Genomic DNA, 25,591 nt, shown 5'->3' with positions numbered 1-25,591 from the left:
AGACTAACGCCGACCACGGACACTCACCGTGTGCTCAGTCCGTTTCGGTCAGCAGAACCACCGAGTGTCCACCGCGCGCCTTCGCTGCGTACATCGCGCGATCTGCACGTCGCAGCAAAGTGGGATAGGCGATGAGTGCATCGTCCGGCGATTCGAAAGGACCTGCGACCTTCGCGATTCCGACGCTCAGGGCGACCTCGGAATGGTCGGGAGCAGCGACCGTTGATCGCTGAAGTTCTTGTTCGAGTCGATCGACCGAGCGTTGATCGCCCGAATCGACGATGATGAACTCGTCGCCGCCGATCCGTGCGATCAAGGCCGCCGGGCCGGCGCATTCGACCAGTCTCGATCCGACCTTCTCGATCACAGCGTCCCCGACTGTGTGCCCGTACTCGTCGTTGATGGTCTTGAATCGATCGATGTCGACAGCGGCGACAACGACAAGCGCCGAATTCGCGTACGACCGCTCCAGTAACAGTCGCACCTCGTCGGCCAGTCCCCTCCGGTTGAGAAGTCCGGTCAGTGGGTCCAACTGCGAATTCAACGCATCGGTGCCGAGAATGGAGAAGATGAACTGACAGGCAAAGGGGATCACGTAGATCGCCGCGCCGACGAGAACTGTCAAAGCGACCAGAACCGGAACATCCGAATAGTTCTCGACAACGGAAATGCGCGTCACAATGCCGATGACTACGACGAATACCCACAACATGTGCAGGCTCTGTATTCGAGCATTGTGGAAGAACGCGATGTATCCGCCGATCACCGAGAACATCACGGCATGTGCCAGTGCCGCAAGTGGATTGGAATACAACAGCATTGCGGCCGCTATTCCCACTTCCGAATAGAGCACAAAGGCGTATGACCAGGAACGGGAGAGGTTGCGCCTCGTCGAGAGGGCGACAGCCATCATCACGGTTATGACGATGATGACTGCGTTCGCGGTGCGCGCGTGCGGAGTGGTCGGTCCCTGTGGACTGAAGCGAGTCAAGAACATGATCACGGTGACCAGCACCAACGAGCAGACGACAAGAAACCGCGAGGCGACGGTCAACCCTTTGTCCGCGAGATAGCGATTGAAGGTGTCGAATTGGTCCGGACGCCGATACCAATCGACAAGTTGAGAAGAGATCAGCCGGAATGCGGGACCCGAGAGCGGCCGTTGAGACGCGACGGCGTCCGAACGCTCCACACTCTCGGCAGATTCCATAAGGTCAGGGTAATCCAGTCAACTCCCCGCAATCAGACAATTCTCACTCTTTGCCGTCCCACATCACAACCCGATCGCCGCCGGCGGCCTTCGCGCGGTACATCGAGGCGTCTGCTACTCGAAACAGTTCCGTCAACTCCTCGTCGGAAATGATCGAAGACCATTCGGCAGAGGTGATCGCGACTCCGACGCTGGTCGTCACCGCCGGATCACGATCGTCGATTCGCAAGTGCCTTCGCAGATTGTCCTCGAATGCGGGCGCTGCACCGACGTCGATCGTGTCCACCAAGACGAACTCGTCCCCACCGAATCTGGCGAAGAGCGCCTTCTCACCGCCGCACCACCGCAGTCGATCAGCAATCTGACGAAGTACGAGATCGCCTTCTTCGTGCCCCCGCGAGTCGTTGACGCTCTTGAACGAATCGACATCGACGATCGCGACGACATACGACGACTTGCTCGACGCATGCCCCGTTGCCCCCATTTCGACAACAGCTCGCTGCAGCCCGCGCCGATTCAGAAGGCCGGTCAACGGATCCACATCCGAACTGTCCGCGTCGGAGCCGAGAAGTGAGAGGACGAACTGGCAGGCGAACGGGATGACCACGATCCCGGTGGCGATGATCAGACACAGTGCGGTGGCCAACGCAGGATCCGCGTAGACCGCGACCTTTCGGCCGACCACTGCCAGAACCACGATGGACAGGGCGATGTGAATCGCCTGGAGTCTCGCGTTGTGAAAATACGCGATGTAACCACCGATCAGTATCAAGAGCACGCACTGGATCAACCCGATGAAGGGGTCGTCGTTCAAGAACACACCGACAAATACGCCGACCTCGCAGTAGGCGACAAAAAAGTACGACCACCGACGCGTGATTTCGGGCAGAAGGCAGAAGAGCACGATCACCGCGACCGTGACTCCGATGATGACGGCGTTGACGACGCTGGTGACGTGGTTGTGCACGCCCGCGTCGCTGAAGCGCAGCAGAGTCATCGCAACGATGACCGTCGTCAGGGAACCGATGACCAGCAATCGGACGGCTAGCTCCAGGCCCTTCGTGGCGAGGTATCGATTGAAACTGTCGAACTGATCAGGACGCCGATACCACTGAACGAGAAGGTCGAAAGCCGACTTCACAGCTGATTTTTCACGGCCACGCGGAGCGGGCAGAATCGACTGCAGTCGGTCCTGCCCGAACGATGTCATGCGCAGATCATAGGTGCGCAGACCGTCGTTCGGGATCAAGAGCGCAGGATCGAGGCCGCAAATCCGCGGTCGGTGTCAGCGCCGAACGAGGTACGTGTCCATGATCCAACCGTGCTTCTCGCGCAGCTCCGCCCGGCGCGCGACGATCCGATCTTCGACGTCGCGCAGGTTGCCGGAAATCAACTCCTCGTCCGCGGTTCCGAGGTATGCCCCCCACCAGATTTCGGCATGGTCTTCGGCCACCTGAGTGAAGGTGCAATGCGCGTCGAGCATGACGACGGCGTTGTCCACGCCGTCGGGTAATCCCTCGGCCAGTTTGCGGCCGGTCGTGATGTGGATGGGTTCGCCGATTCGGTTGAGGACGATCCGGTGCTGTGCAGCCAACGACTGCACGCTGGTGATTCCCGGGATGACGGAGTAGTCGAACGTCACTCTCCCGCGAGCGAGCACGCGCTCGACGATCCGCAGAGTGCTGTCGTAGAGGGAGGGATCACCCCAGACGAGAATCGCTCCGACGCCAGGTTCGGCCGCGAATTCCGCTTCGAATTTCGCGGCCCGACGCTCGTGCCAGTCCTCGACAACCCCCTCGTAATCGGTCGGGGTTCGGTCCCGCGGCGGGTCCGTGATCTCGACCACCTTGTAGTCGAGGTGAACGTGCTCGTCGAGGATGCCGGTTCGCAAGTCGACCAGAGCCTGCTTCTCGTCACCCTTTCCGATGATGAAGAACGTATCGGCCCTGTTCATGGCCTTGATCGCCTGAACCGTCACCTGGTCGGGATCACCCGCACCGATACCGATCACCAAGAGTTCGCGCATGTGCCGAGGCTATATTGCCGTGCGCCTTTATTAACCGCGGGAGGTTAATAAAGGCGCACGGCAAGGCAGGCCCTAGACTGATTCCCGTGACTGTCTCCACTGCTTACGAAGACCTCCTCCGGCTCGTCATGGAGACGGGTACCGCCAAATCCGATCGAACCGGAACCGGCACCCGCAGCATCTTCGGTCACCAGATGCGTTTCGATCTTGCCGACGGCTTTCCGCTCGTCACCACCAAGAAGGTCCACCTCAAGTCGATCGTCAACGAGCTCCTGTGGTTCCTGCGCGGCGACTCCAACGTGGCGTGGCTGCACGAGCACGGCGTCTCCATCTGGGACGAGTGGGCCGACGAGAACGGCGAACTCGGCCCCGTCTACGGCGTCCAGTGGCGTAGCTGGCCCACCCCTTCGGGCGAGCACATCGACCAGATCACGCAGACCGTCGAGACCCTGCGCTCCAACCCCGATTCGCGGCGAATCATCGTCTCGGCGTGGAACGTCGCCGACATTCCGCAGATGGCGCTGGCTCCATGCCACGCGTTCTTCCAGTTCTACGTCGCCGACGGCAAGCTCTCCTGCCAGCTGTACCAGCGCAGCGCCGACATGTTCCTCGGCGTTCCGTTCAACATCGCCAGCTACGCGCTGCTCACCCACATGATGGCCCAGCAGGCCGGACTCGATGTCGGCGAGTTCGTCTGGACCGGCGGTGACTGCCACATCTACGACAACCACGTCGACCAGGTCACCGAGCAGCTCGGTCGCGAGCCCCTTCCGTTGCCGACCTTGAAGCTGAACAAACGCGACTCCATTTTCGACTACACCTTCGAGGACGTCGAGATCGTCGATTATCAGCACCACCCCGCGATCAAAGCGCCGGTAGCGGTCTGACGATGACCGATCGCACAGTCACCCTCATCTGGGCGCAGGCCCACGACGGCGTCATCGGCGTCGACAACACGATCCCGTGGCGCGTGTCCGAGGACATGGCTTACTTCAAACGCGTCACCATGGGACATCCGGTGATCATGGGACGGCGCACCTGGGACTCCATTCCGCTGAAGTTCCGGCCGTTCAGCGGGCGTCGGAACATCGTCGTCACGCGCGATCCGCAATGGCAAGCCGAAGGCGCCGAGGTAGTCCACAGACTGGACGACGCCTTGGCGTTGCCGGACGGTGACGTATTTGTCGTCGGAGGCGGGCAAATTTATTCGGCTGCACTGCCATTCGCGACGCATCTCCTGGTGACCGAGGTCGACCTCGACATCGCCGGTGATGCCTTTGCTCCCGAGATCGGCCCCGAATGGAACCTGAAGTCCGACGAGCCCTGGCAGACCTCGGAGAAGAGCGGGCTGCGCTTCCGCTGGCTGGAATACACGCGCTGACCGACTTCCGCCGATAACGAGGCACCTCGCGAGTGAGTCGGTCATACTCCAAGAACGACATTCACCGCTTCCGAGAGGTCTTCGATGGACAAGAAGTCACTGACCGCTCTCGCTCGCCAACAGTTGAAACTGGCGGGCTCGGCGACCAGCGGTCGCAGTTCACAAACCGTCTACGGCGGCCACCAGCGCAGCCTGCGACAGACGGTGATCGCGCTGAGCGCCGGCAAGAGCCTCGCCGAACACGACAGTCCGGGCGAAGCCACACTGTTGGTCCTGAGCGGGAAGCTGAATCTTGTGTGTGGGAGCGACCAGTGGAAAGGATCCACCGGTGATTTCCTCACCGTGCCGGCCGACCGCCACAGCGTCGAAGCGCTCGAAGACGTTGCATTTCTGCTCACCGTCGCCATGAAGGGTTGAAGTCGGTACCGTCTTCCGGGTGAGCGAAACCGTGATCGAAGTGTCCATCGTCGCAGCCCCGTCCGTTCTGTGGCCCGCCCTGCGCGACCCGTCGCTGATTCGTCGTTGGTTCGGCTGGGAGTACGACGGTCTCGACGACGAAATCACCCAGATCTACTCCACCGCTGAGGCCGATCCCGAAGCACTGACGCTGAAACTCGGAAACGGTGACCGCTTCTCACTTCTCGAACAAGACGGCAAGACGGTCGTCCGCATCGATCGGCCGGCCAAATCTGCCGACGACGACTGGTACGACGACATCACCGAGGGATGGACGACGTTCCTCCAGTTGCTCAGATTCGCAGTGGAGCACCACGGACTCGCTGAGCGAAGAACCATCTATCTCGACGGCCTGCTGCTCCCTGGCGAGAATGCGGCAACCGTCCTCGGGCTCACCGAAATCGGTTTGGAAGCGGGAAGTCGATACGCGGCGACAATCGCTCCCGGCGACTATTTCGAAGGCGTCGTCGACTACGTCACCGATCACCAATTCGGGTTGACAGTCGAAGATCTCGGTCCTGGTCTACTCTCTGTCGCGACCCAGTCGGTGACTCCGCAGCGGCCAGACGGAGGCATGTCCATCCTGCTGACCACCTACGACCTGAGCGATGACGAGTTCGACGAAATCAAGCATCACTGGTCGTCGTGGTGGGAAGGTCGCCGTCAGGAGGGCTGACGTTCCGCGAGGCGATATGCTTCGACCATGGTCGAAGCATCGGGTCACAGTCCGGCACGCACGTTCGGCGAGTTGCTCGACCGCCTGGGCGATTCCAATGCAGACATACCGACACTCCACCGTCTACTCGAGGCGGTCCTGGTGGTCGGTTCAGGTCTGGATCTCGACCTGACTCTCCAACGGATCATCACCTCTGCGACAACGGTTCTGGATTGCCGCTACGGCGCCCTGGGGGTTGCGGCGCCGGGGGGCGGACTCTCGGAATTCGTGTACGAGGGAATCTCCGGGTCCCAACGCGCGACCATGGGACATTTCCCCGAAGGTCATGGCGTTCTGGGTGTTCTGATGAATCACCCGCAGACTTTGCGTGTGGCGCATCTCGGCGACCATCCCGAATCGGTGGGATTCCCCGCAAATCATCCGCCGATGGAGAGTTTCCTCGGGGCGCCGATCATGATGCGAGGAAAGGTGTTCGGAAGCATCTACCTGACTGAGAAGCGCGGAAAAGCCGAGTTCACCCAAGAAGACGAGGTCATTCTCGAGGCCCTCGCCATCGCAGCCGGCATCGCTGTGGAAAATGCTCGACTGTTCGAGCAGTCACGAACTCGTGAAAGATGGCTCACCGCAACATCTGCCATTCGCTCGCGATTGCTGGCCGGTGACTCGCTCGAGGACGGCCTGCAACTTCTTGCCAGTCGCGTTCGGGACCTGACCGGCGTCGACGACGTGATCGTGGTGATCTGCGAGAACGGATACGCACAGGTTCACGCTGCAGCCAGCGCCAGAACCACGTCACGTGGAGTCAGAATTCCAGCGACGACCTATCCGTTCGACGTGGTGCGGAGCACTCGAAAGCTACAGGTACTCACCACTTTAGGTGCACTCACCGAACTGGTGCCGTCGGCCGGAAGTGCGGTCGTGGCACCGATGTGCGTCGCCTCGGGTGTAGTCGGCGCGGTCATCGTGGCGTCGAACTCGACCAACACGCACTGGGATCACGACGAACTGACCCGAATCGAGTCGATGGCCGAACTCGGCTCCGTTGCAATCGAGTTCGACGAGAAACAAAAGGCGCAACGCCTGTTATCGGTTCTCGCGGACCGCGACCGCATCGCACGAGATCTGCACGACAACGTCATCCAGCGACTGTTCGCGAGCGGAATGAGCCTGCAGAGCACGCTTCCAGACGAGACCCTCCCGGAGTCGGCGCGCGCGATTGTCAAACGATCCCTCGAACAGCTCGACAAGACAGTCCGCGAGATTCGGACAACCATCTTCGATCTGCAGACTCCCACAGCCACCGATTCGTCGAGCCTGCGCCGACGCCTCCTCGATGTCATCGGCGACGCCACCGCACAGTCCGCCGTGACCCCCAGCGTCCAATTCTCCGGCGCCATCGACACTCTGGTGAATCCCGGGATCCACCAGCACGCCGAAGCTGTGCTGCGTGAGGGGCTGAGCAACGTCCTTCGGCATGCACACGCACACCACATCACCATCGCAGTCACCGCGGACGTCGAATTTGCGATCACGATCGAAGACGACGGCGTCGGACTCCCCTCCGACTTCCACAAGAGTGGACTTCACAATCTCGAGCGCCGTGCCGAACATTGCGGCGGTACGTGCACGATCGTCAACCACGATCCGAGCGGTGCACGCCTGCTCTGGCGAGTACCGCTCGGGCGCACCAACTCGAATCGACCGAAGTCCGGTCGGTAGACCTATCGACTGCCGCTGCGGATTTCGGTGGCCAGCACCGCAGCCTGAGTACGACGCTGCATGCCCAGCTTCGAGAGCAGACGCGTCACGTAGTTCTTGACTGTCTTCTCCGCGAGGAACAATCGCGCGCCGATCTCCCGGTTGGTGAGTCCCTCTCCGATGAGGTCGAAGACTGCTCGCTCCTGATCGGAAAGTTCGGCCAACGGATCAGCTGTGCGGTCGCTACGGATCCGCTGCATCAGCGCCTCCGTCGCCCGACTGTCGAGCAGTGAACCGCCGCGCCCGACTGTGCGGACCGCAGCGACCAGATCGGTTCCGAGAATCTGTTTGAGGACAAATCCCGAAGCGCCCGCCATGATCGCGTCGAGTAGTGCCTCGTCGTCCGCGTACGACGTGAGCATCAGGCAGCGCAGGTTGGGCAGCATCGAGCGCAGTTCGCGGCACAGTTCGACGCCGTTGCCGTCCGGCAGCCGTACGTCCAGAACCGCGACGTCGGCATTGGCTGCGGTACCGCAGCCAATGCTTCTCCCACGGATGCGGCCTCACCCACCACCACGAAGTCTTCGACCCCACCGAGTAGGTCGAACAATCCGCGTCTGACGATCTCGTGATCGTCGACCAGGAATATCCGCGTTGTCATCGAACCCCTCCAAAAGACATCTCACGTCGAACGGTACCGGAGACGGTGGACTCAAAAGTCATTGAATGCATTCTCTTCACTTGTTGACGTGCCGGACGATGAGAACCGGGCAATCCGCAGTATGGAGCAGTGCCCGACTGGTCGATCCGAGGAGCATTCCCGCGAATCCGCCGCGCCCGCGACTGCCGACGACGATCAATTGCGCCGTCTCCGCGTATTCGCTCAGCACTCGGACCGGACGGTCACGCGCGACGACTCTCTCGACGACGACGTCCGGGTAGCGCTCGGTGAAACCAGCCAATTGCTCGGCAAGAACAACTTCCTCACCTGTCTGGATGCTGCTCCACAGTGGATCGTCGGGGGTGGCGCCGAGGGAGGGCTGCACGCTCACATCGCTCCACACGTTGACGGCGATCAATGTTGCACCCCGAGCGGATGCCTGTTCGAAAGCATGCTCGACTGCCTCGATGCTGCTTTCGGATCCATCGACGCCGACGACGACAGGACCTTCGGTCGGCGGTCGACCATCAAGCGTCCGGCCCCGGACTACCGCCACCGGAGATTCGCCGTGCGAGACGACCGACACCGTCGCGGAACCGACGACCAATCCGGTGAATTCACCATGCCCGCGGGGCCCGAGCGCAATGATGTACGCGCCCTTGGACAATTCGATCAGGCGATCGGAGACGCTGCCGTCGAGTAGTTCGGTGACGATCTGGAGGTCGTCGTCGATGCTTTGGCGCGCGAGGATCTGCGCGCTGTCCAGACGAGCGGTGGCAGTGCGGCGAAGTTCGTCCTTGAAGCTCTCGGCGAGGTACGGCTCGGAGTAGTAGAAAGCGGGGATGTGCACCACCGTCGCGATATGCAGCGGACGACCGAGCGCCACCGCCGTTCGAGCGGCCCAGACGACAGCCGACGACGCCGATTCCGAGCCGTCCACTGCCACGACTACGGGTTTGGTTGCACTCATGTTCGTCCCTCCACGATCGACCAGAGAATCTCTTCGCCCTCACACTATTGCCCAATGACGGCAAAAAGGATTCATCAGCCGACGCGAGTCCCGAATCGGACATTCCGAGTTCGGGTGGACTGCGGCAACGGCCCCGCCAACATCCCTTTCGGGCGTCAACGAGGCCACCGGTGCCGGATTCGCACGCAAATCCTGGCTACTCGATCCACGTTAGGCGAAGAACCCGACCGGTCAGAAGTGAAAAAAGTCCTGTCAACAAGCGCCCAAGATCGGGTTTCGTGCGCAAGAGATCCCGAATCACCCGATCTGCTGTGCGCCTTTATTAACCGCCGGCGGTTAATAAAGGCGCACAGCAGGGTCAGTCACAAATCTTGCGGAACTTCTCGATCAGCTGAACACGGCCGTTGCGATCGGCCGCCAACGGCGTGACGTTGAGCGTCGTGACGCCAGCTTCGGCGAAGGCTGCGACGCGTTCCTTGACGTAGCTCTCGGGACCGATCAACGACACGGCGCGAACCAGCTCGTCCGGGACCGCTGCTGCGGCCTCGTCCTTCTTGCCCGCGAGGTAGAGATCCTGAATCTTCTCGGCGGCCTCTTCGTAGCCGTATCGCACCGCGAGGTCGTTGTAGAAGTTCTTGCCCTTGGCGCCCATGCCGCCGATGTAGAGCGCAAGGCTCGGGCGTACCCAGTCGAGCATGTGGTCGACGTCGTCACCGATGGCCAGGGCCGGCGACGCGTACACCTGAAGCTCGCCGAGGCTCGGATCGCGCTTGGCCTTGCCCTTCGCAATCGGCTCGCCCCATACGCTTGCTGCCTTTTCCGGATGGAAGAAGATGGGTTCCCAGCCTTCGGCGATCTCAGCCGTCAGTTCGACGTTCTTGGGTCCGAGCGAAGCGATCAGGATCGGGATGCGCTCACGCACAGGATGATTGATCAGCTTGAGCGGCTTGCCCAGTCCGGTGCCCTTCTCGGCGGGGAGCGGAACCTGGTAGTACTTGCCCTGGTATTCGACCTTCTCGCGGCGCCACACCTGACGGCAGATCTCGACGACCTCACGCGTGCGTCCCAACGGAGCGTCGTACTTGACGCCGTGGAATCCCTCGATCACCTGCGGTCCGGAAGCACCCAGGCCCATAACGAAGCGACCGTTGGAGACGAAGTCCAGGCCCGCTGCCGTCATGGCGGTCAACGAGGGCGTACGGGTGTAGATCTGGAAGATTCCCGAAGCGAGTTCGATGGTCGACGTCTTGGCCGCCAGGTAACCGAGCTGGCTGACCGCGTCGAAGGAATACGCTTCCGGAACGAAGGCGATGTCCAGGCCCGCCTTCTCCAGGTCACCGACCTCTTCGACGGTTTCGGCGAACCCGCCGCTGTAGTTCAAACCCATACCGATACGCACGTTGTAACCCCAATCCAGACGATTGCCGCCGTGTGCGACGCGCACACAGCCTTGGTACTCCCATCGAACACCTAACTCACATCGAACACTACGGAACATGAGTCCGCATTCATGTGACTACCCCGTTCGTATTCGATGACCGAAACGAACGGGGTAGCGGGAGAACTTGGAGAGGTCAGGATTCTTCGGGGCGAACCACCATGACGGGGCACTTGGCCGAAGCGATCAGAGTATTGCTGGTCGAGCCGAGGAGCATGCCACGGAATCCACCACGGCCACGGCTGCCGACTACAACAAGCTGCGCTTTTGCCGACCAGTCGAGCAGCCGTCCTCGTGGGTTGTCGAGGTATACCTCGCGCCGGACCTTCACGTCCGGGTACTGCTCGGACCAACCGGCCAAGCTCTCGCTGAGTACTGCGTGCTCTTCCTCTTCAAGAGACTGCGGGGCAAGCGCAGCTGCCCTCGGGTCTTCGAATGCCGCGCTGCCGAGGTCACTCCACACGTGCAGCGCCACCAACTCGGCGCCGCGGAACGCTGCTTCCTCGAATGCCGCGCCCACTGCTTGCGCGCTGAGCGCACTGCCGTCGACGCCGACCACGACGGGTCCCTCCGAAGGCACTGCGCCGTCGCGGTCCCGCACGACGATGACCGGGCACTTGCCGTGACTGGCAACACCGACCGCTGTATTACCGAGAACTGCCGTCGCCGCCTTGCCCGAAGCGGACGCTCCGACAACGACCCGCCTGGCCTGCGCCGAACTCTCGATCAACCACTGAGTTGCGCTGCCGATGGCGATTTCGGTGTGAACTTCGAGTTTCGGATCGATCTCACGGGCGAATTGTTCCGCCTCTGCCAAGATCGCTTTTCCCGCCTCTTCGACCCATTCGTACACCCCACCCGCGTCGACGTACGGTCCGCCGAAACCGTAAGGCGCGAAGTCGAGAGCATGGATGATGTCGAGTCGCAATTCGCGCTGGGCGGCGATTTTCGCGGCCTCGCGGAGCGCAGTGGACGCAGTGTCCGAACCCTCGACTCCGACAACAACACTGTTATGTTCGCGTGAACTCATGTGCCCACCTTCCTGAAGAAGTAACCGAGCCACTTTCACTCTAACCATCCCACTTGTCCGGCTTTTTTGGGGTCGCCCCCTCTTCATTTCGGGGACTTAGGTCCCCGAAACTGTTGACGGATAGGAGAATTAGCAGAGCAATCAGGACCAGGTGTGAACGGGATCTCCCGCCCGCATGTTCTCGACGTAACCGCGGAGCATTCCGGTGAGCGCAGTCGAGCGGTCCGCGCCCGAGGCCTCCGCGCGCGCCACGTGCTCTCGTTGCCAGGCGGCACCGGTCTGCCGATTCAGGCACCGCCCCTCGATGACGCCGAGATACCGATCGCGGGCCGCGGCGGACAATCCGAAGTCCGCCAAACCCTCGTCCGCCAACGGCAGCAGCCTTCGCAGGACCAACTCGTCGGCACCGACCCAACCGATCTCCGGCCAGTACAAAGTTGCGTCGAGTCCGTACTTGGCGCCGATGTGCAGGTTCTCTTCTGCCGCATGGAACGACATGTGCGACCACAGTGGCCGCTCCGCGTTCACCAGCGCCCGAACTGTGCCGTAATAGAAGGCCGCATTGGCCATGATGTCGACGACAGTCGGTCCGGCCGGCAGCACTCGATTCTCGATGCGCAAGTGCGGCTTGCCATCCGAGCAGTCGTACACCGGACGATTCCAGCGATAGACCGTGCCGTTGTGCATCTGAAGCTCGCTCAACTCCGGAACTCCGCCCGCCGCGAGCACTTCCAGTGGATCGGTGTCCGACACGTCAGGCAGCAGGGCCGGGAAGTACCGCGAGTTCTCTTCGAACAAGTCGAGCACCGAGTGGATCCACCGCTCACCGAACCACACCCGCGGCCGCACACCTTGGTTCTTCAGCTCGAAAGTTCTTGTGTCCGTGGCCTGCTCGAAGATCGGGATGCGCGATTCGTGCCAGAGCGCCTTGCCTGCCAGGAAAGGAGAATTGGCCGCCAACGCCACCTGTATGCCGGCCAGACACTGCGCGGCATTCCAATGCGCGGCAAACTCTTCCGGCGCAACGCGGAGATGCAACTGCATGGACGTACATGCCGCCTCCGGGACTACCGAATTGGTATCGGCCCGAAGAATTTCCACGTCGCTGCCAGGTAGCGCGACACCTTCGACGTCGAGTTCGATGTCCTCGCCTCGAGCGGTGAAAATTTGCTCGTTGAGCAATTCATAGCGCGGGTTCGCGGTGATCCACTCTCGATCGAGATGCTCGAGTTGCAGAGTCGGCAGCATCCCGATCATCACCATCTCAGCGTCGTGCGCATGGATTCGCGCGTCTGCGACGTCGAGGGAGGCGCGCAGTTTCTTTTCCAATTCGAAAGTTGCATCACCGGTGAGTGGGCCGGGTTCAACGTTCATCTCGACGTTGAACTGTCCGAGCTCGGTTTGGAAAACCGCAGCGTCGTCGATGGATTCGAGCACTTCACGGTTGGACATCGCAGGAGCCATGTCCCCGTTCACCAGGTTGAATTCGATCTCCATGCCCAGCAGCGGCGCCGGCTTGTCGACGGCGTCTCGGAAGTCACCACCGTCGAGCATCTGCTTCATGGCGTCGACGCAAGACCGCACTTTCTTGCGAAAGAGCCTACGGTCCGCCCGCGTGAATTCTCGCGCCGTGACTTCTGCACCCATCGCGCATTCCCCCTTCGACGATCAACGTCACTGAAGGCTATCCGGCCGGTGTCACCGACAAACGAGAACTGCGGTGGCACCAGGAAGAATTTCCCGACGCCACCGCAGTTCTCCGAAAGTTTCTCTTTACGAGTTGTCTACCCAGGTGACAGCCACGCCGCGAGCCTGCAGCCACGCTGCGGGATCGACCTTTGCGCCGTTCTCGGCAACCTCGAAGTGCAGGTGCGGGCCGGTGGACTGTCCACGGTTACCCACTGTGGCGATCTGCTGGCCAGCATTGACGCGCTGGCCGACGTTGACCTGGTAGTCGTTGACATGGCCGTACGTGGTGACCGTGCCGTCGTCGTGCTGCACGCGAACCCAGAGGCCGAAACCTGACGCCGGGCCGGCGTCGATGACCTGGCCGTCTGCTGCAGCCAGAATCGGCGTACCGATCGGAGCCGCGATGTCGAGGCCGCCGTGGTGTGCTCCCCAGCGCGAACCGAAGGTGGAGGTCAGCGTTCCGGACACCGGCTGCACGGTGCGAGCGGAGGTGCCGGGGTTGATCCCCGCGAGGAACTGCTGTGCCTGCGTGTTGAGATCGGCAGCAAAATCGGGAAGCTCGGGAATGTCGAGAGCGGGAAGTGCCGCCAATTCAGCCGGAACGACAACGCCCTCGGGGAGCAGACCCTGCGGGATTTCGATGCCGGCGATGGTCTGAGTTGCCGGCGCCGCAGCAGCGGTTCCTGCACCCATCTGGCCTGCACCGACGAGGAGTGCACCGGTAGCCGCAGCTACGACACCCGCCTTGACACCGGCACCAGGGCCAGCCGACGGGGTGCGGTGGCGGCCGCTTGCTGCCTCGGGATCGATCTCGAAGACAACATCGTCATTGCCCGTGCGGTGGTGGTTTCCCACAGTGTGTACTCCGTCAGTCGTCGGCGTGCAGCGTCCTTCTGATGAAGCCCGCTCCTCTGTCTGCCGAAGAATGTAACAGTTTGATCAAGGCGGCCGCCACCGTTACCCGATCTTGACCAAAACTATTTCTCGCCGTTCTGTCGGCTGGCGTCCAGTTCTGACTTGAATGCGTCGTATCGTGCCCGGTGAGCGGGTCGGCGACGAATGATCGCCCACGCGATACCCAGAACCACGAACCAGATCGGTGTGACGACAAGTGCCTGCAGGGTGTCGTCCTTGGTTGTCAGCGCCCAGAGGATGAAGACGAAGAACGCGAGCACGACCCAGCACATCACGATGCCGCCGGGCATCTTGAACTTCGACGCCTCGTGCAGGTGCGGACGACGCTTCCGGTACACCATGTAACTCGCCAGGATGATCGTCCACACGAACATGAACAGCAGCGCCGAGATGGTCGTGACGACGGTGAAGGCCTCGATCACGGAATCGCCCGAGAACAGCAGGATCAGCGACGCCAGCAAGAAGATGCAGGAGAACATCAGGGCGTTCGCGGGGACCTTGCGCGAGTTCAGCTTGCCGAGTGCCCGCGGTGCGTCGCCCTCCTGTGCAAGGCCGAACACCATGCGCGAGGTGGAGTAGATACCCGAGTTGGCCGAAGACGCAGCGGAGGTCAGCACGACGAAGTTGATGACAGATGCAGCGATGCCGAGGCCGGCGAGTGTGAACATGGCGACGAACGGACTCTTGTCTGCGCTGATTTCGCGCCACGGAGTCACCGCGATGATCACGGTCAGTGCAACGACGTAGAACAGCAGGACACGAATGGGGATGGAGTTGATGGCCTTCGGCAGGTTCTTCTCCGGGTCCTTCGCCTCGGCGGCGGTGGTGCCGACCAGTTCGATGCCCACGAAGGCGAACACGGCGATCTGGAAGCCGGCCACGAAGCCCATGAATCCGGTCGGGAACATGCCGCCGTCGTTCCAGAGGTTGTCGATACCCGAGGTGGCACCGTTCGGCGCCGTGAACCCGGAGACGACCATGACGATGCCGACGATGATCAGGCTGACGATGGCGACGATCTTGATCAGCGCGAACCAGAACTCGGTTTCACCGAAGGCGCGAACGGTCGGGAGATTGAGGAGCAGCAGCGCCGCGATCGTCAGCAAAGCAGGTATCCATGCCGCGAGACCTGGCCACCAGTATTTGAAGTATCCGGAAATCGCGATGACGTCCGCGATGCCGGTGACAATCCAGCAGAACCAGTAGGTCCAGCCGGTGAAGAATCCCGCCCAAGGGCCCAGCAGATCCGCGGCGAAGTCGGAGAACGACTTGTACGCCATGTTCGAGAGCAGCAACTCCCCCATCGCCCGCATGACGAAGAAGAGCATGAAGCCGATGATCATGTACACGAAGATCACGGAAGGCCCGGCAAGCGAGATCGTCTTGCCCGATCCCATGAACAGTCCGGTGCCGATGGCACCACCAATGGCGATCAGCTGGATATGCCGGTTGGACAGCTGACGTGAGAGGTGGGGGTCTTCGCCGGACGGCTTCGTCAGGTCTGGTGTATTCGCGTGGTCGGACACGGAGGATCCCCCTCGTCATACGGTTCATCCGGGGCATCGAAATCGTGCCCGTCGGGGGAACCTCGGAAAATGTGCTCTCTCAAAGTACGCGTGCACTGGCTCACATCAAGCATCGGAAAGCGGACGCCGATAACCTGTCGAGGTGAACACTGACAGCACGGCCCATCAAGACGGACATATCGCCGCGACGCTGTTCGATTTCTCCGGAACCCTCTTCCGTTTGGAGGAGAGCGACGATTGGACCGAGCACCTCGTCGATCATCAAGGCGATCCGCTCGACGTGCACGCTCAAGCCGAGTTGATGCGTCGGATGACCGCGCCGGTGGGCAGAACCGTCGAGATGGACGAAGCCGGGATCTACGCGTGGGAGAACCGCGACCGGGATCCGAAGTTGCATCGTCAGGCGTACCTCGACGTGTTGAGCAAGTCCGGAGTGCCCGATCCGGTTCGGGCCGAAGCCTTCTACGCGCTGCTGGTCGATCCGGACCAGTGGTCGCCGTACCCGGATACCGGTGAGGTCCTTAAGTCATTGTCGGAGAAGGGCGTACGCACTGCCGTCTTGAGCAACATCGCCTTCGACATCCGTCCGGCGTTCGTCGACCGCGGCTGGGACGTCTGGGTCGACGAGTTCGTCCTGTCGTTCGAGGTGGGTGCAGTCAAACCGGAACCCGCGATCTTCGAATACGCCCTGGCACAGCTGGATGTGGATGCGGCGCAGACCCTGATGATCGGAGACAGTGATGTCGCCGACGGCGCGGCCCGAGACGTCGGTTGCCAGTTCGCACTCGTCGATCCCCTGCCGACGACCGAACGCCCACACGCGCTACTCGACGCAGTGCGGAAGTTCGGGCTTCTGTAGGGAGCGCTCAGACGCCTTCGGTGAGTTCGCGCAACGACGCGTAGCGCTCGCGCACGTGGGGAGCTGGTTCGGCGTCGAATCGTCGCTCTTCCGGTTTCGGCCACACCGGCGGCCGCGTGTCCCCGGACAGTGCCCATGCTGCTTGCCTGCATGCCCCTTCGGCGACGTACTCACCCGGAGCAGGGATTACGACCGGCACTCCGAGAATTGCCGGCGCAATCTCACAGAGAGCGCGAGACTTCGCTCCGCCTCCGACGAGGAGAACTCGCTTCACCTCGACGCCCTGACGAACCAGATCGTCGACGCCGTCGGCCAAGCCGCACAGGAGCCCTTCGACTGCGGCGCGCGCGAAATGCGCCGGCGTCGAGTTCTGCAGCCGGAAACCGTGCATCGCTCCCGTGGCGTCGGGGCGGTTGGGCGTCCGCTCGCCCTCGAAGTACGGAATCATGACCAGCCCGTCGTTTCCGAGGGGCGCGGTCAGCGCCAACCGGGACAGTTCGGCGTGATCGACACCGAGAATGGACGCTGTCGCATCAAGAATGCGCGCGCCGTTGAGAGTGCACACCAGCGGCAGGTGCAGGCCGGTTGCGTCCGCGAATCCTGCCACGTTTCCACTGGGATCGTGTGTGGGGGTGGCCGATACAGCCGACACGACGCCGGATGTTCCGATCGAGATGATCACGTCACCGGGGACTGCTCCCAAACCCAGTGCGGCTGCGGCATTGTCACCCGTACCCGGTCCGATGATTCCCCCGGAGCCAGTGCTTCCGATCTTTTCGTTCGGCGATGCAACTCGGGGAACATGGGGGGTGCGATCGCGAAATGCCAACGCCAGCAAGTCGGTACGGTATTCGCGCGTCGAGGCAGCGTAATAGCCGGTTCCACTTGCGTCGCCCGCGTCTGTGGCGAGCTCCTCGATTGAACCGGACCCGCCCAATTTCCAGGACAGCCAGTCATGCGGAAGACACACCGCGGCAGTGCGATCGGCGTTGCCTGGCTCGTGATCTGCGAGCCATCGAAGCTTGCTTGCCGTGACCGCGGCGACCGGAACTACGCCAACCGCGTCGGCCCACGCCTTCGATCCGCCGAGTTCTTCGACCAGATCCGTCGCAGCCTTCGCCGAACGAGTGTCGTTCCACAGCAGCGCCGGCCTGACGACCTCGCCGCCGCTGTCCAGACACACCATGCCGTGCTGTTGAGCTCCGACGGATACCGCTGCGACGTCGCCGAGCCCACCCGCCGCGGCGATTGCATTGTCCATCGCCTCGAGCCAGCCTGTCGGATCTATCTCGGTACCGACGGGATGGGCCGCCCGTCCTTCTCGTACCAGTTCTCCCGAATCGGCATCACGGACAATGACTTTGCACGACTGGGTAGACGAATCGATACCGGCTACGAGGGTCACACTGGCGTCCTTTCCGAAGGACCGTCAGCTCGCGTTGGCGACCGCGGGCATCCGGTTGCTGCGCTTACGCAGCGATCGCACATATTCTGCGCGCTCGGTCTCCGTCATTCCACCCCAGATGCCGTACGGCTCGTGGACGGAGAGTGCGTGTTCGCGGCACTGCTGGAGCACGGGGCACGTCGCGCAGACCTTCTTGGCGTTGCGTTCACGGTTCTCGCGAGCGTGTCCACGCTCGCCGTCCGGGTGGAAGTAGACCGCGGAATCGTGCCCACGGCACGCTCCCTGCAGCTGCCAGTCCCACACTTCGGCGGTCGGGTACGGCATCGGAAGGTGCTTGTGCATGATGGCGACCTCAATTCCTTACTCGGGTGAAACGGATTCGGGTGACTCTGGGCTGACGCCGGGTCGGGCTTATCGACGCCTGGCCGATTGGCCGAGTCGATGTGCACAGACCGTTGCGAGTTCGCCGGTGACCGGCGGAGTCAGCGCTACGACGCCGTCGTCGAGAATTGCCTGCAGCCTGCGGAAATACTCGTCCGGGGCGAGGCCGAAGGTTACAAAGATCTCTTCGTCAGGTCCACCGTCGAACTGCTGCCACTTACGTGCGAACTCGACGATCTCTTGTGTATCGGTGCGGCTCATCAGGTTCTCCCCTGTTTGTGCGCCCTGCTTCACAGAAACTGCGACTCGTCTCCTCGGACGCCCGTGGCAGTGAGTCAAGACACAGACTATGCCTACTTCTGCTTTTTCACAAGACCTACTTACGTCTTTTTGTGGACAAAGTATGCGAACTTTCGCACGCTGAAGTTACCGACGAGGAATGCTTGAATAGGACAATGACCCGACCGTCCACGACTCCGGCTACCGCGGGAGAGGTATTCACGCTGATACGCAGCGGTTCCGCGACCACGCGCAGCGAGATCGGGAAGCTCACCGGCCTGTCCAGGACGGCGGTATCGGCCAGGGTTGCAGCACTTCAATCGCTTGGTTTGATCGCCGATGACGACGAGGGCCCGTCGACGGGCGGCCGGCCGCCGTCCACTCTCACCTTCGCGAACTCGTCCGGCGTGGTTCTCGTCGTGGCAATCGGTCGATCGCGGGCACAACTTGCCGTCACCGACCTGGCGGGCACGATCCTCGCGGCAGAAGACATCGACAAGTCGGTCGGGGTCGGCCCCGACGAACTGATGCCCGAAATTGCCGAGCATCTTTCGTCACTACTGGCCCAGGTCCACCGCGCGTCTACCGAGGTCATCGGAATCGGACTGAGCATTCCCGGAACGGTCGACGTCGCCGCGGGAGCGAGCCTCGACTCTCCGATGATGGCCGGATGGGACGGCGTCGCTCTTGCCCCCTATCTGGCATCGGTGACCACGGCGCCACTGTTTGCCGACAACGATGCCAACGTGATGGCCCTGGCCGAATTGAGCGAACGACGCGAGAGCGCGCCCAACCTCCTGATGATCAAGGCGTCAACCGGCCTCGGCGCAGGAATCGTCATGGGCGGAATCCTCCAACGCGGTTCACTCGGAGCGTCCGGCGAGATCGGGCATACCAAAACCGCTGCAGCGCGGGGCATGAAGTGTCGCTGCGGCGACGTCGGCTGCGTCGAAACCGTCGCCAGCGGTTGGGCTCTCGTGCACGCCCTCCGAGATCAGGGTCGAAGCGTCGGGCACGTGCGTGACGTTGTCCGCCTCGCCCTGGACGGCGACAGCGAAGCCCGCCGGCTCATCAGAAGCAGCGGCCGACTTATCGGCGACGTCATTTCCGGCGCGGTCAACCTCCTCAATCCCGAGGTCCTGATCATCGGCGGCGACATGGCCGAGGCAGACGAGCTCTTCCTCGCCGGACTTCGGGAGTCCGTCTACGGCAACGCAACGGCGCTTGCCACCCGAAAGCTTCAGATCGCTTCGGTCAGCCACGGCGCACAATCCGGGATCCTCGGTTGTGCGGTTCTCGTCCTCGACCATCTGCTCAGCGCAAGGGAAATCGATCTGCGGATCGCCGCGTCGCTCCACACCTGAGCAACTGATTTCTCGCATGCTCTGAACCAGATAATCAGACCTTTCCGGCACCCCTTGTGTTGACGCTCACACTTCTGCATAATTCATTACCTACCGATCATTCGGTTGCCAATATCGACAATGAGATCGCGCAGGAACGCTCCGAGTCAGCCAAAAGCATGCACCGAGCACACCGGCAACGTCGCAGATCGAACAGCGTTTCACCCCTGTTCCGACTTCGCAGTTCACCGCGCCGGTGAACCACGTGACTGGCAGAAAGTAGCTCGATGACCACAACCAGAACTGGCACCAAGCCCGCCGCGAAGGAGTACGACCGCGCCGCGATGGCGTCGATGGTCGGCACCACCGTCGAGTGGTACGACTTCTTCATCTACGCCCAAGCCGCAGCCCTGATCTTTGCCGACCTGTTCTTCAAGCCGATGGGCTCGGCAGGCCAGATCGTCTCCTACGTCACGGTCGGCATCAGCTTTGTCTTCCGTCCTCTCGGCGCCATCGTGGCCGGATATCTCGGCGACAGACTCGGCCGTAAACGTGTCCTGGTCGCGACGTTGGCGATGATGGGGGCCGCGACCGTTCTCATCGGCGTGCTGCCGACGTATGCCTCGATCGGCATCTGGGCGCCGATCCTGTTGATCCTTCTCCGAATCGTGCAGGGATTCTCGACGGGCGGCGAATGGGGTGGGGCTGCTCTTCTTGCCGTCGAACACGCACCCACCAAGCGTCGAGGATTCTTCGGAGCGTTCGTCCAGATGGGCGTACCGCTCGGAATGTTGCTCGCCACCGGCGTTTTGGCACTGTGCACGTTTACCCTCACGGACGAACAGTTCACCACCTGGGGATGGCGAGTGCCGTTCCTGCTCAGCGTCGTGTTGATCGGCGTCGGCTTCTACATTCGAAGCAAGGTCAGCGAGTCACCCGTGTTCGCCGAACTCAAGGAACGCCGCACCGAGAGCAACACGCCTATCCGAACTCTGTTCAAGAAACACCCGAAGCAGGTCGTACTCGCGGCCCTCTCCTTCATCGGCACAAACGGCAACGGCTACATGGTGATCGGCGGATTCATCGTCGCGTACGCAACCAAGACCTACGGCCTGGGTAAGACCGAACTACTGATTGCCACGCTCGCAAGTGCAGTCACGTGGGGCGTTTTCACCATGATCGGCGCTTACTGGTCGGATCGGCGCGGCCGCACCACGGTGATGAACGTCGGCAACCTCGCAATGATCCTCTTCGCGGTGCCGTTCTTCCTCCTCATCGACACCGGCAATCTCGGCTGGATCTACGTGGCGATGATCCTGTTCTCGGTCGGACTCGGACTGTCGTACGGACCTCAACCGGCATTGTTCGCCGAACTGTTCCCAGCTTCGATCCGCTACAGCGGCGCGTCGATCTCTTACGCTGTCGGCACCATTTTCGGCGGCGCCTTTGCTCCCACCGTCGCCCAATGGCTCCTCGGCAAGACCGGTGGCACTCTTGCCATCTCGATCTATCTCGCCCTGTTGGCCGCAGTGTCGTTCGTCGCCACGATGCTCATCAAGGACCGGTCTGGACGAGATCTGATGGTGTAATCGACCTGAATGAGAACGCCCCACGGCGTCGCGATGCCGGAGTTTGTCAGCCGAACTTTCGAATGGCGAACTCCGGCAACGTCTTCGCAGTATTCGCGGAGCGTACGATCTTGTGGTTCTTGCCTCGCATCAGCGCCAGTTGGATCCGCGATTCGATCCAGAACGCACCGCGTGGCGATCGGTTCCAGGTCTTGTGCAGCAACGTCTTCGTCGCTGCGACGGCGTCCGGCGAGCGAGTCATGATCTGCGACAACAGTTCCTGTGCCGGTTTGATCGGATTGTCACTGACTCCGCTCACGAACCCCCACTCGAGAGCCTGATTTCCATCGAACAGTTCAGCAGTCATGGCGAGGCGTTTCACGACGTCCATCGCCGCGAGTTCGCGCATCGTGACCGTTCCGGTCATGTCGGGGATCAATCCCCACTTCGCCTCCATCACCGAGAACGTGCAATCAGGGGTGGTGAATCGAAAGTCTGCGGCGAGCGCCAATTGCAGTCCCCCGCCGAAGCAGTGGCCGTGAACGACCGCGATGACCGGCACGGGCAATTCGCGCCACACCCAGCACGCACGTTGAAAGAGGTTGGTCTTCTGACCGGGAAATTTCGCGAACGCCTTGGCCATCCGTCTCGGCTGCTTACCGGCAGAAGCGAAGTCCAATCCGGCCGAGAATGCGTCGCCCGCGCCTTGCAGAACCACGCCCCGGATCGAACGATCAGTTCTGATCGTTCGAGCCGCGTCCACCAGCGCGTCGAGCATGTCCAGATCGAGACCGTTGAGTTTCTCCGGCCGGTTCAGCGTCACGTACGCCACCGACTGCACTACCTCGACACGAACACGATCACTCACGGCAACTCCTTCGATTCGACATATCCCCGACGAACTTACCTGAGAGTAAGTTCGTCGGGGATTCGTCATACCATCTCGGCAAGAAGTTCCATCGTCACTTGCCCGGCCGGATCCGAATCAGTGGATGAAGGCACGGCAACGACGGTGTCCACACCCACCGCTCGATACGCCTCGAGTTGCTCGCGCGCATCGGCCGCGGTTCCCACGATTCCCACTGTCGCGACCATCGCGTCCGAGACCTGACTCAAGATCTCTCGAGGCGCGGTCCCGGCCCTGGCTTCCTCGATCACGGATGCAAACCCTGCTCGCACGAACATGTCCGAGTACCCGGGGGCAGCGAGATACGGCACAAGCCCACGTCTGAGCTGATCGATCGACATCTGAGTTGGGCCTTCGGTTGCCACGGCCGCCGGCGCCCAAACCGACACCTGGGGCATCGGCGTTCCCATTTCAGCCGCGATTTCCTTGCACCGTGCGATCAGGCGCCCCGCTTGCTCCGGGCTGACCAGATTGAGCACCAGTTCGTCGCCCAACTCCACCGCGGCGCGAAGGGCCTTGTCTCCGAAAGCTGCAACGATCAACCGCCCACCCGGCGGCTGAAGTCGCAGTCGGTATCCACTGGTCCGCATCACCGTTCCGGCGACTTCGCCCCGCTCGCCGTCCATCAGCGCTCGCACAGCGCAGGCTGACTCCGCGAGTGCACGTGCGGCCCCCGATCTGCTTCGCCCATGCCATTTTTCGACCACGACAGTGCTGGACGTGCCCAACGCTATCGACACGTGACGCCCGGTCAGGTCGGCTACCGACGCCGCCCCGATCGCGATCATCGCCGGATCACGAACCGTCACCGCGAGCGGACCGACCACCAACTCGGAGTGCTCGAAGCCGGCGCCGACTGACGTCGCCAGAGCAAAGGCGTCGTACGTCGCCATCTCCCCCACCCACACTCGGCCGAACCCCAGTTTGTCGGCGAGGCGTGCAGTAGTGGTCACCTCCCGCGGCGGACGGTCCTGCCACAAGCCCAGGGAGATATCGATCGTCGGCAGTCGGCTATTCGAAATCCCGCTATTCGAAATCCCGCTATTCGAAATCGGAGACAAGACCCATTCCCTTCAAGAGTGTCGGACGGTCGTAGTATTCGAGCCACTCTGTGACCAGCCCGTCTGCCATGCTGAGGATTCCGACAACAGGAACGACGCCGTGGGTCCCGTCGAAGTGGAAATCGTCCACTCGCTGTACAAAAACCCTGCCGTCGATCACGCCGAGCGACTCGATCTTCAGGGTGATCCGTTCACACTTGCTTGCCAGCAATGCAATTCGGCCCGCTACAGCCTCCTTGCCGACAAGCGGTTCCTGCATCACGCTGTGGAGCACACCGTCTTCGGCGAACAGGTCGACGACGCGTGCCCAGTCCATGACGTCCCACGCCTGGAACATCTCACGCGCCAACGCAAGCTTGTCACTGTCGTTCATCACACTCATGCCACACTCTTCTGTCGAAGCTCGCGCTTGAGGATCTTTCCGGTCGAATTGCGCGGCAGTTCTTTCCGAATCTCCAGCCGCTCGGGAAGTTTGTACGACGCGATGCGCTTGTCCTTCAGGAACGCAACCAGAGCATCGAGTTCGAGTTCCGTCTCGGGTCGAAGTGTCACCACTGCTGCGACGCGCTCACCGAGCACTTCGTCGGGGTCGCCGATGACGGCCACGTCCGCGACGGCCGGATGCTCGGCGATCAAACCCTCCAATTCGGCTGGAGCGATGTTCATTCCACCGCGGATCACCAGGTCCTTGCCTCGATCCAGGTAGCGTAGGAATTGTCCGTGATCACCGGCAATCTCGAAGATATCTCCGGTGCACAGGAATCCGCGCTCGTCGAACGGTGACGGCCGATCGCCGAGATAGCCGGCAAAGACTGTCGGTCCGCTGATTCGCAACTCACCCGGGTGTCCGACTTCGGTGATGTCCTCGCCGGTGACCACGTCGACCAAGCGAACGTCCATCCAGTCCGAGATCCTGGTGCTCCAGCGAAAGTTCTCGACACCGAAACGAGGGAAGTACCGTGCGCGGTCGTCCGGATCCGGCATGTCTGCAGGCGAGGAGAGCAGACTGATGCCTTCATTGGACCCGAAGAAGTTGATGACTCCGATTCCATATCGCTCCTGCCATCCCCGCACCATCGGAGGTTGCAGTGGCACCGAACCCGAACCGATCCGCGTCAAGCTCGACAGATCGACCGCCGCGAGCATCGACTCGTCGGCGAGCAGCATCCACAACAGAGCAGGCGGCGCTACCGTGTATGTCACCCGCTCGGCCTCGATCTGTCCGAGGAACACTCGAAGGTCGAACGGGTGGTGCTGTACCAGTACACATCCCGTGCGGAGCCAGGGCAGGAACATTCCGTTGATTCCGGCCATGTTGACCATCGGGAACGGGTTAAGCAGGACGTCGTCGACGACGATGTCGGGAGCATCGATCGTGGCCCAGCAGATGGCCAGCCACTCGTAGTGCGAACGTGGGACCCCCTTCGGTTCGCTTTCGGTTCCGGAGGTCCAACAGATCGTCATCGCGTCGTTGGGGTCGTTCGGATCTTCGGTGTTTCGTCTGTCCAGAGCACTTCGCTGCGATTCGGTGGCTGCCCGAGGACTCAGCCCCACGACGCCGGTAGGAAGCTCAGCCGGAAGCTCTGATTCGGGAGCGTAGACGAATACCGATCTCAGAGAGGCAATTCGGGATCTGATTGCAGCGATCTCCGTAGCCGGGAATCTGTCCCCGAAGCTGGGCACGGTGACAAATGCTGCAAACGCCGCCTGATTGGCCATTCCTTCCACTTCACGTTCGCGGTACTGCATGGGCAAGGGTGAGACCACGATCCCCAGCGACCACGCTGCAAGGTAGACCTCGACCAGTTCGACGGTGTTAGGCATCTGAACGCCCAGAACGTCTCCCCGGGCCAAGCCTGCCTCGGTGAAGCGCGCAGCGAGCGAGATGACTTCGCTCTCCAGTTGGTTCCAACTGAGGCGTCGTGGATCTCCGCCGGACAACTCGCTGCGGTTCGCCGGATCAACTACGGCAAGCTCGTCCCCTCGGGCCCGCACCTGCGCCCGGAACACGTGATCGATCGTCTCGTCGGACCACCACCCTTTCGAGGTGTATTCGTCCACCTTGACGCGAGGATGCAATCCCCTGTGTGTCTTGTTCATTCGCGCACTCGA

At 61.8% G+C, this 25,591-nt stretch carries 24 protein-coding genes and 1 pseudogene; 8 read left to right on the top strand and 17 right to left on the bottom strand.

Going from position 1 to position 25,591, the window contains the following annotated elements; translation table 11 throughout:
- Positions 1–34: 34 nt before the first annotated feature.
- From CPI83_RS07945 to cobF, 3 genes are all read right to left on the bottom strand, one after another.
- Positions 35–1,210, bottom strand: a complete 1,176-nt coding sequence (locus tag CPI83_RS07945; protein ID WP_097387049.1) for a GGDEF domain-containing protein — start codon at positions 1,208–1,210, stop codon at positions 35–37.
- Between the two features lie 43 nt (positions 1,211–1,253).
- The gene (locus CPI83_RS07940; RefSeq protein WP_229756541.1) at positions 1,254–2,420 is read right to left on the bottom strand and encodes a GGDEF domain-containing protein; all 1,167 of its coding nucleotides are present in this window, start codon (positions 2,418–2,420) and stop codon (positions 1,254–1,256) included.
- A gap of 75 nt (positions 2,421–2,495) precedes the next feature.
- The gene (gene cobF / locus CPI83_RS07935; RefSeq protein WP_021332282.1) at positions 2,496–3,236 is read right to left on the bottom strand and encodes a precorrin-6A synthase (deacetylating); all 741 of its coding nucleotides are present in this window, start codon (positions 3,234–3,236) and stop codon (positions 2,496–2,498) included.
- An 86-nt stretch (positions 3,237–3,322) separates the two neighbouring features.
- On the opposite strand from cobF, the gene CPI83_RS07930 reads away from it, so the two are divergent.
- From CPI83_RS07930 to CPI83_RS07910, 5 genes are all read left to right on the top strand, one after another.
- Positions 3,323–4,123 carry a thymidylate synthase gene (locus CPI83_RS07930; RefSeq protein WP_003946427.1) on the top strand — a complete coding sequence of 267 codons (801 nt, stop codon included), beginning with the start codon at positions 3,323–3,325 and terminating at the stop codon, positions 4,121–4,123.
- Between the two features lie 2 nt (positions 4,124–4,125).
- Positions 4,126–4,617, top strand: a complete 492-nt coding sequence (locus CPI83_RS07925; RefSeq protein WP_019744784.1) for a dihydrofolate reductase — start codon at positions 4,126–4,128, stop codon at positions 4,615–4,617.
- An 84-nt stretch (positions 4,618–4,701) separates the two neighbouring features.
- Entirely contained in the window at positions 4,702–5,034 is a 333-nt protein-coding gene (locus tag CPI83_RS07920; protein WP_003946336.1) for a cupin domain-containing protein, read from the top strand.
- Between the two features lie 19 nt (positions 5,035–5,053).
- Positions 5,054–5,749 carry a hypothetical protein gene (locus CPI83_RS07915; protein ID WP_070795877.1) on the top strand — a complete coding sequence of 232 codons (696 nt, stop codon included), beginning with the start codon at positions 5,054–5,056 and terminating at the stop codon, positions 5,747–5,749.
- 27 nt (positions 5,750–5,776) lie between these two features.
- Positions 5,777–7,468 (top strand): GAF domain-containing protein, encoded by a 1,692-nt coding sequence (locus CPI83_RS07910; RefSeq protein WP_021332279.1) that lies wholly within the window; start codon positions 5,777–5,779, stop codon positions 7,466–7,468.
- Between the two features lie 2 nt (positions 7,469–7,470).
- Here CPI83_RS07910 and CPI83_RS07905 read toward each other — a convergent pair.
- The 7 genes and pseudogenes from CPI83_RS07905 to cycA form a co-directional block, all read right to left on the bottom strand.
- Positions 7,471–8,108: pseudogene (locus CPI83_RS07905) on the bottom strand (response regulator transcription factor).
- 76 nt (positions 8,109–8,184) lie between these two features.
- The gene (locus CPI83_RS07900; protein WP_029255952.1) at positions 8,185–9,078 is read right to left on the bottom strand and encodes a universal stress protein; all 894 of its coding nucleotides are present in this window, start codon (positions 9,076–9,078) and stop codon (positions 8,185–8,187) included.
- A 358-nt stretch (positions 9,079–9,436) separates the two neighbouring features.
- Positions 9,437–10,477, bottom strand: a complete 1,041-nt coding sequence (locus CPI83_RS07895) for an LLM class F420-dependent oxidoreductase (protein ID WP_007727670.1) — start codon at positions 10,475–10,477, stop codon at positions 9,437–9,439.
- Between the two features lie 175 nt (positions 10,478–10,652).
- Entirely contained in the window at positions 10,653–11,546 is an 894-nt protein-coding gene (locus tag CPI83_RS07890; RefSeq protein WP_020970378.1) for a universal stress protein, read from the bottom strand.
- 141 nt (positions 11,547–11,687) lie between these two features.
- On the bottom strand, positions 11,688–13,193 hold the full coding sequence (locus CPI83_RS07885; RefSeq protein WP_097387047.1) for a glutamate-cysteine ligase family protein: 1,506 nt from the start codon (positions 13,191–13,193) through the stop codon (positions 11,688–11,690).
- 126 nt (positions 13,194–13,319) lie between these two features.
- Entirely contained in the window at positions 13,320–14,090 is a 771-nt protein-coding gene (locus CPI83_RS07880; protein ID WP_003946431.1) for a M23 family metallopeptidase, read from the bottom strand.
- Positions 14,091–14,212: 122 nt separating this feature from the next.
- A complete protein-coding gene (gene cycA, locus CPI83_RS07875; RefSeq protein WP_019744791.1) occupies positions 14,213–15,676 on the bottom strand; it encodes a D-serine/D-alanine/glycine transporter in 1,464 nt (487 codons plus the stop codon).
- Positions 15,677–15,818: 142 nt separating this feature from the next.
- On the opposite strand from cycA, the gene CPI83_RS07870 reads away from it, so the two are divergent.
- On the top strand, positions 15,819–16,535 hold the full coding sequence (locus CPI83_RS07870; RefSeq protein ID WP_020908678.1) for an HAD-IA family hydrolase: 717 nt from the start codon (positions 15,819–15,821) through the stop codon (positions 16,533–16,535).
- Between the two features lie 7 nt (positions 16,536–16,542).
- Here CPI83_RS07870 and xylB read toward each other — a convergent pair whose 3' ends face one another.
- The 3 genes from xylB to CPI83_RS07855 all read right to left on the bottom strand — a co-directional run bounded on the left by xylB (position 16,543) and on the right by CPI83_RS07855 (position 18,582).
- Positions 16,543–17,940 carry a xylulokinase gene (gene xylB, locus CPI83_RS07865; RefSeq protein WP_097387046.1) on the bottom strand — a complete coding sequence of 466 codons (1,398 nt, stop codon included), beginning with the start codon at positions 17,938–17,940 and terminating at the stop codon, positions 16,543–16,545.
- A gap of 24 nt (positions 17,941–17,964) precedes the next feature.
- Positions 17,965–18,282 (bottom strand): WhiB family transcriptional regulator, encoded by a 318-nt coding sequence (locus tag CPI83_RS07860; RefSeq protein WP_003946343.1) that lies wholly within the window; start codon positions 18,280–18,282, stop codon positions 17,965–17,967.
- Between the two features lie 69 nt (positions 18,283–18,351).
- Positions 18,352–18,582, bottom strand: coding sequence for a DUF3263 domain-containing protein (locus CPI83_RS07855; RefSeq protein ID WP_020970382.1), 231 nt, complete (start codon positions 18,580–18,582; stop codon positions 18,352–18,354).
- Between the two features lie 194 nt (positions 18,583–18,776).
- On the opposite strand from CPI83_RS07855, the gene CPI83_RS07850 reads away from it, so the two are divergent.
- Both CPI83_RS07850 and CPI83_RS07845 read left to right on the top strand, forming a co-directional pair.
- On the top strand, positions 18,777–19,964 hold the full coding sequence (locus CPI83_RS07850; protein WP_019744795.1) for an ROK family transcriptional regulator: 1,188 nt from the start codon (positions 18,777–18,779) through the stop codon (positions 19,962–19,964).
- Between the two features lie 266 nt (positions 19,965–20,230).
- Complete coding sequence (locus CPI83_RS07845; protein WP_092763081.1) at positions 20,231–21,532, top strand: MFS transporter; 1,302 nt, start codon at positions 20,231–20,233, stop codon at positions 21,530–21,532.
- A 46-nt stretch (positions 21,533–21,578) separates the two neighbouring features.
- On the opposite strand, the gene CPI83_RS07840 is transcribed toward CPI83_RS07845, so the two are convergent.
- The 4 genes from CPI83_RS07840 to CPI83_RS07825 all read right to left on the bottom strand — a co-directional run bounded on the left by CPI83_RS07840 (position 21,579) and on the right by CPI83_RS07825 (position 25,579).
- A complete protein-coding gene (locus CPI83_RS07840; protein WP_037133488.1) occupies positions 21,579–22,379 on the bottom strand; it encodes a crotonase/enoyl-CoA hydratase family protein in 801 nt (266 codons plus the stop codon).
- A 65-nt stretch (positions 22,380–22,444) separates the two neighbouring features.
- Positions 22,445–23,398, bottom strand: a complete 954-nt coding sequence (locus CPI83_RS07835; protein ID WP_229756539.1) for an LLM class F420-dependent oxidoreductase — start codon at positions 23,396–23,398, stop codon at positions 22,445–22,447.
- A 61-nt stretch (positions 23,399–23,459) separates the two neighbouring features.
- Positions 23,460–23,861: a nuclear transport factor 2 family protein gene (locus CPI83_RS07830; RefSeq protein ID WP_019744799.1), complete on the bottom strand. Its 402-nt coding sequence runs from the start codon at positions 23,859–23,861 to the stop codon at positions 23,460–23,462.
- Positions 23,858–25,579, bottom strand: coding sequence for a class I adenylate-forming enzyme family protein (locus tag CPI83_RS07825; protein WP_070385534.1), 1,722 nt, complete (start codon positions 25,577–25,579; stop codon positions 23,858–23,860). The genes CPI83_RS07830 and CPI83_RS07825 overlap by 4 nt, the downstream gene beginning before the upstream one ends.
- Between the last annotated feature and the right edge of the window lie 12 nt (positions 25,580–25,591).

It is taken from the genome of Rhodococcus sp. H-CA8f, from assembly GCF_002501585.1.
Classification (GTDB): Bacteria; Actinomycetota; Actinomycetes; order Mycobacteriales; family Mycobacteriaceae; genus Rhodococcus_F; species Rhodococcus_F erythropolis.
This window is presented reverse-complemented; position numbering and strand designations above follow the sequence as displayed.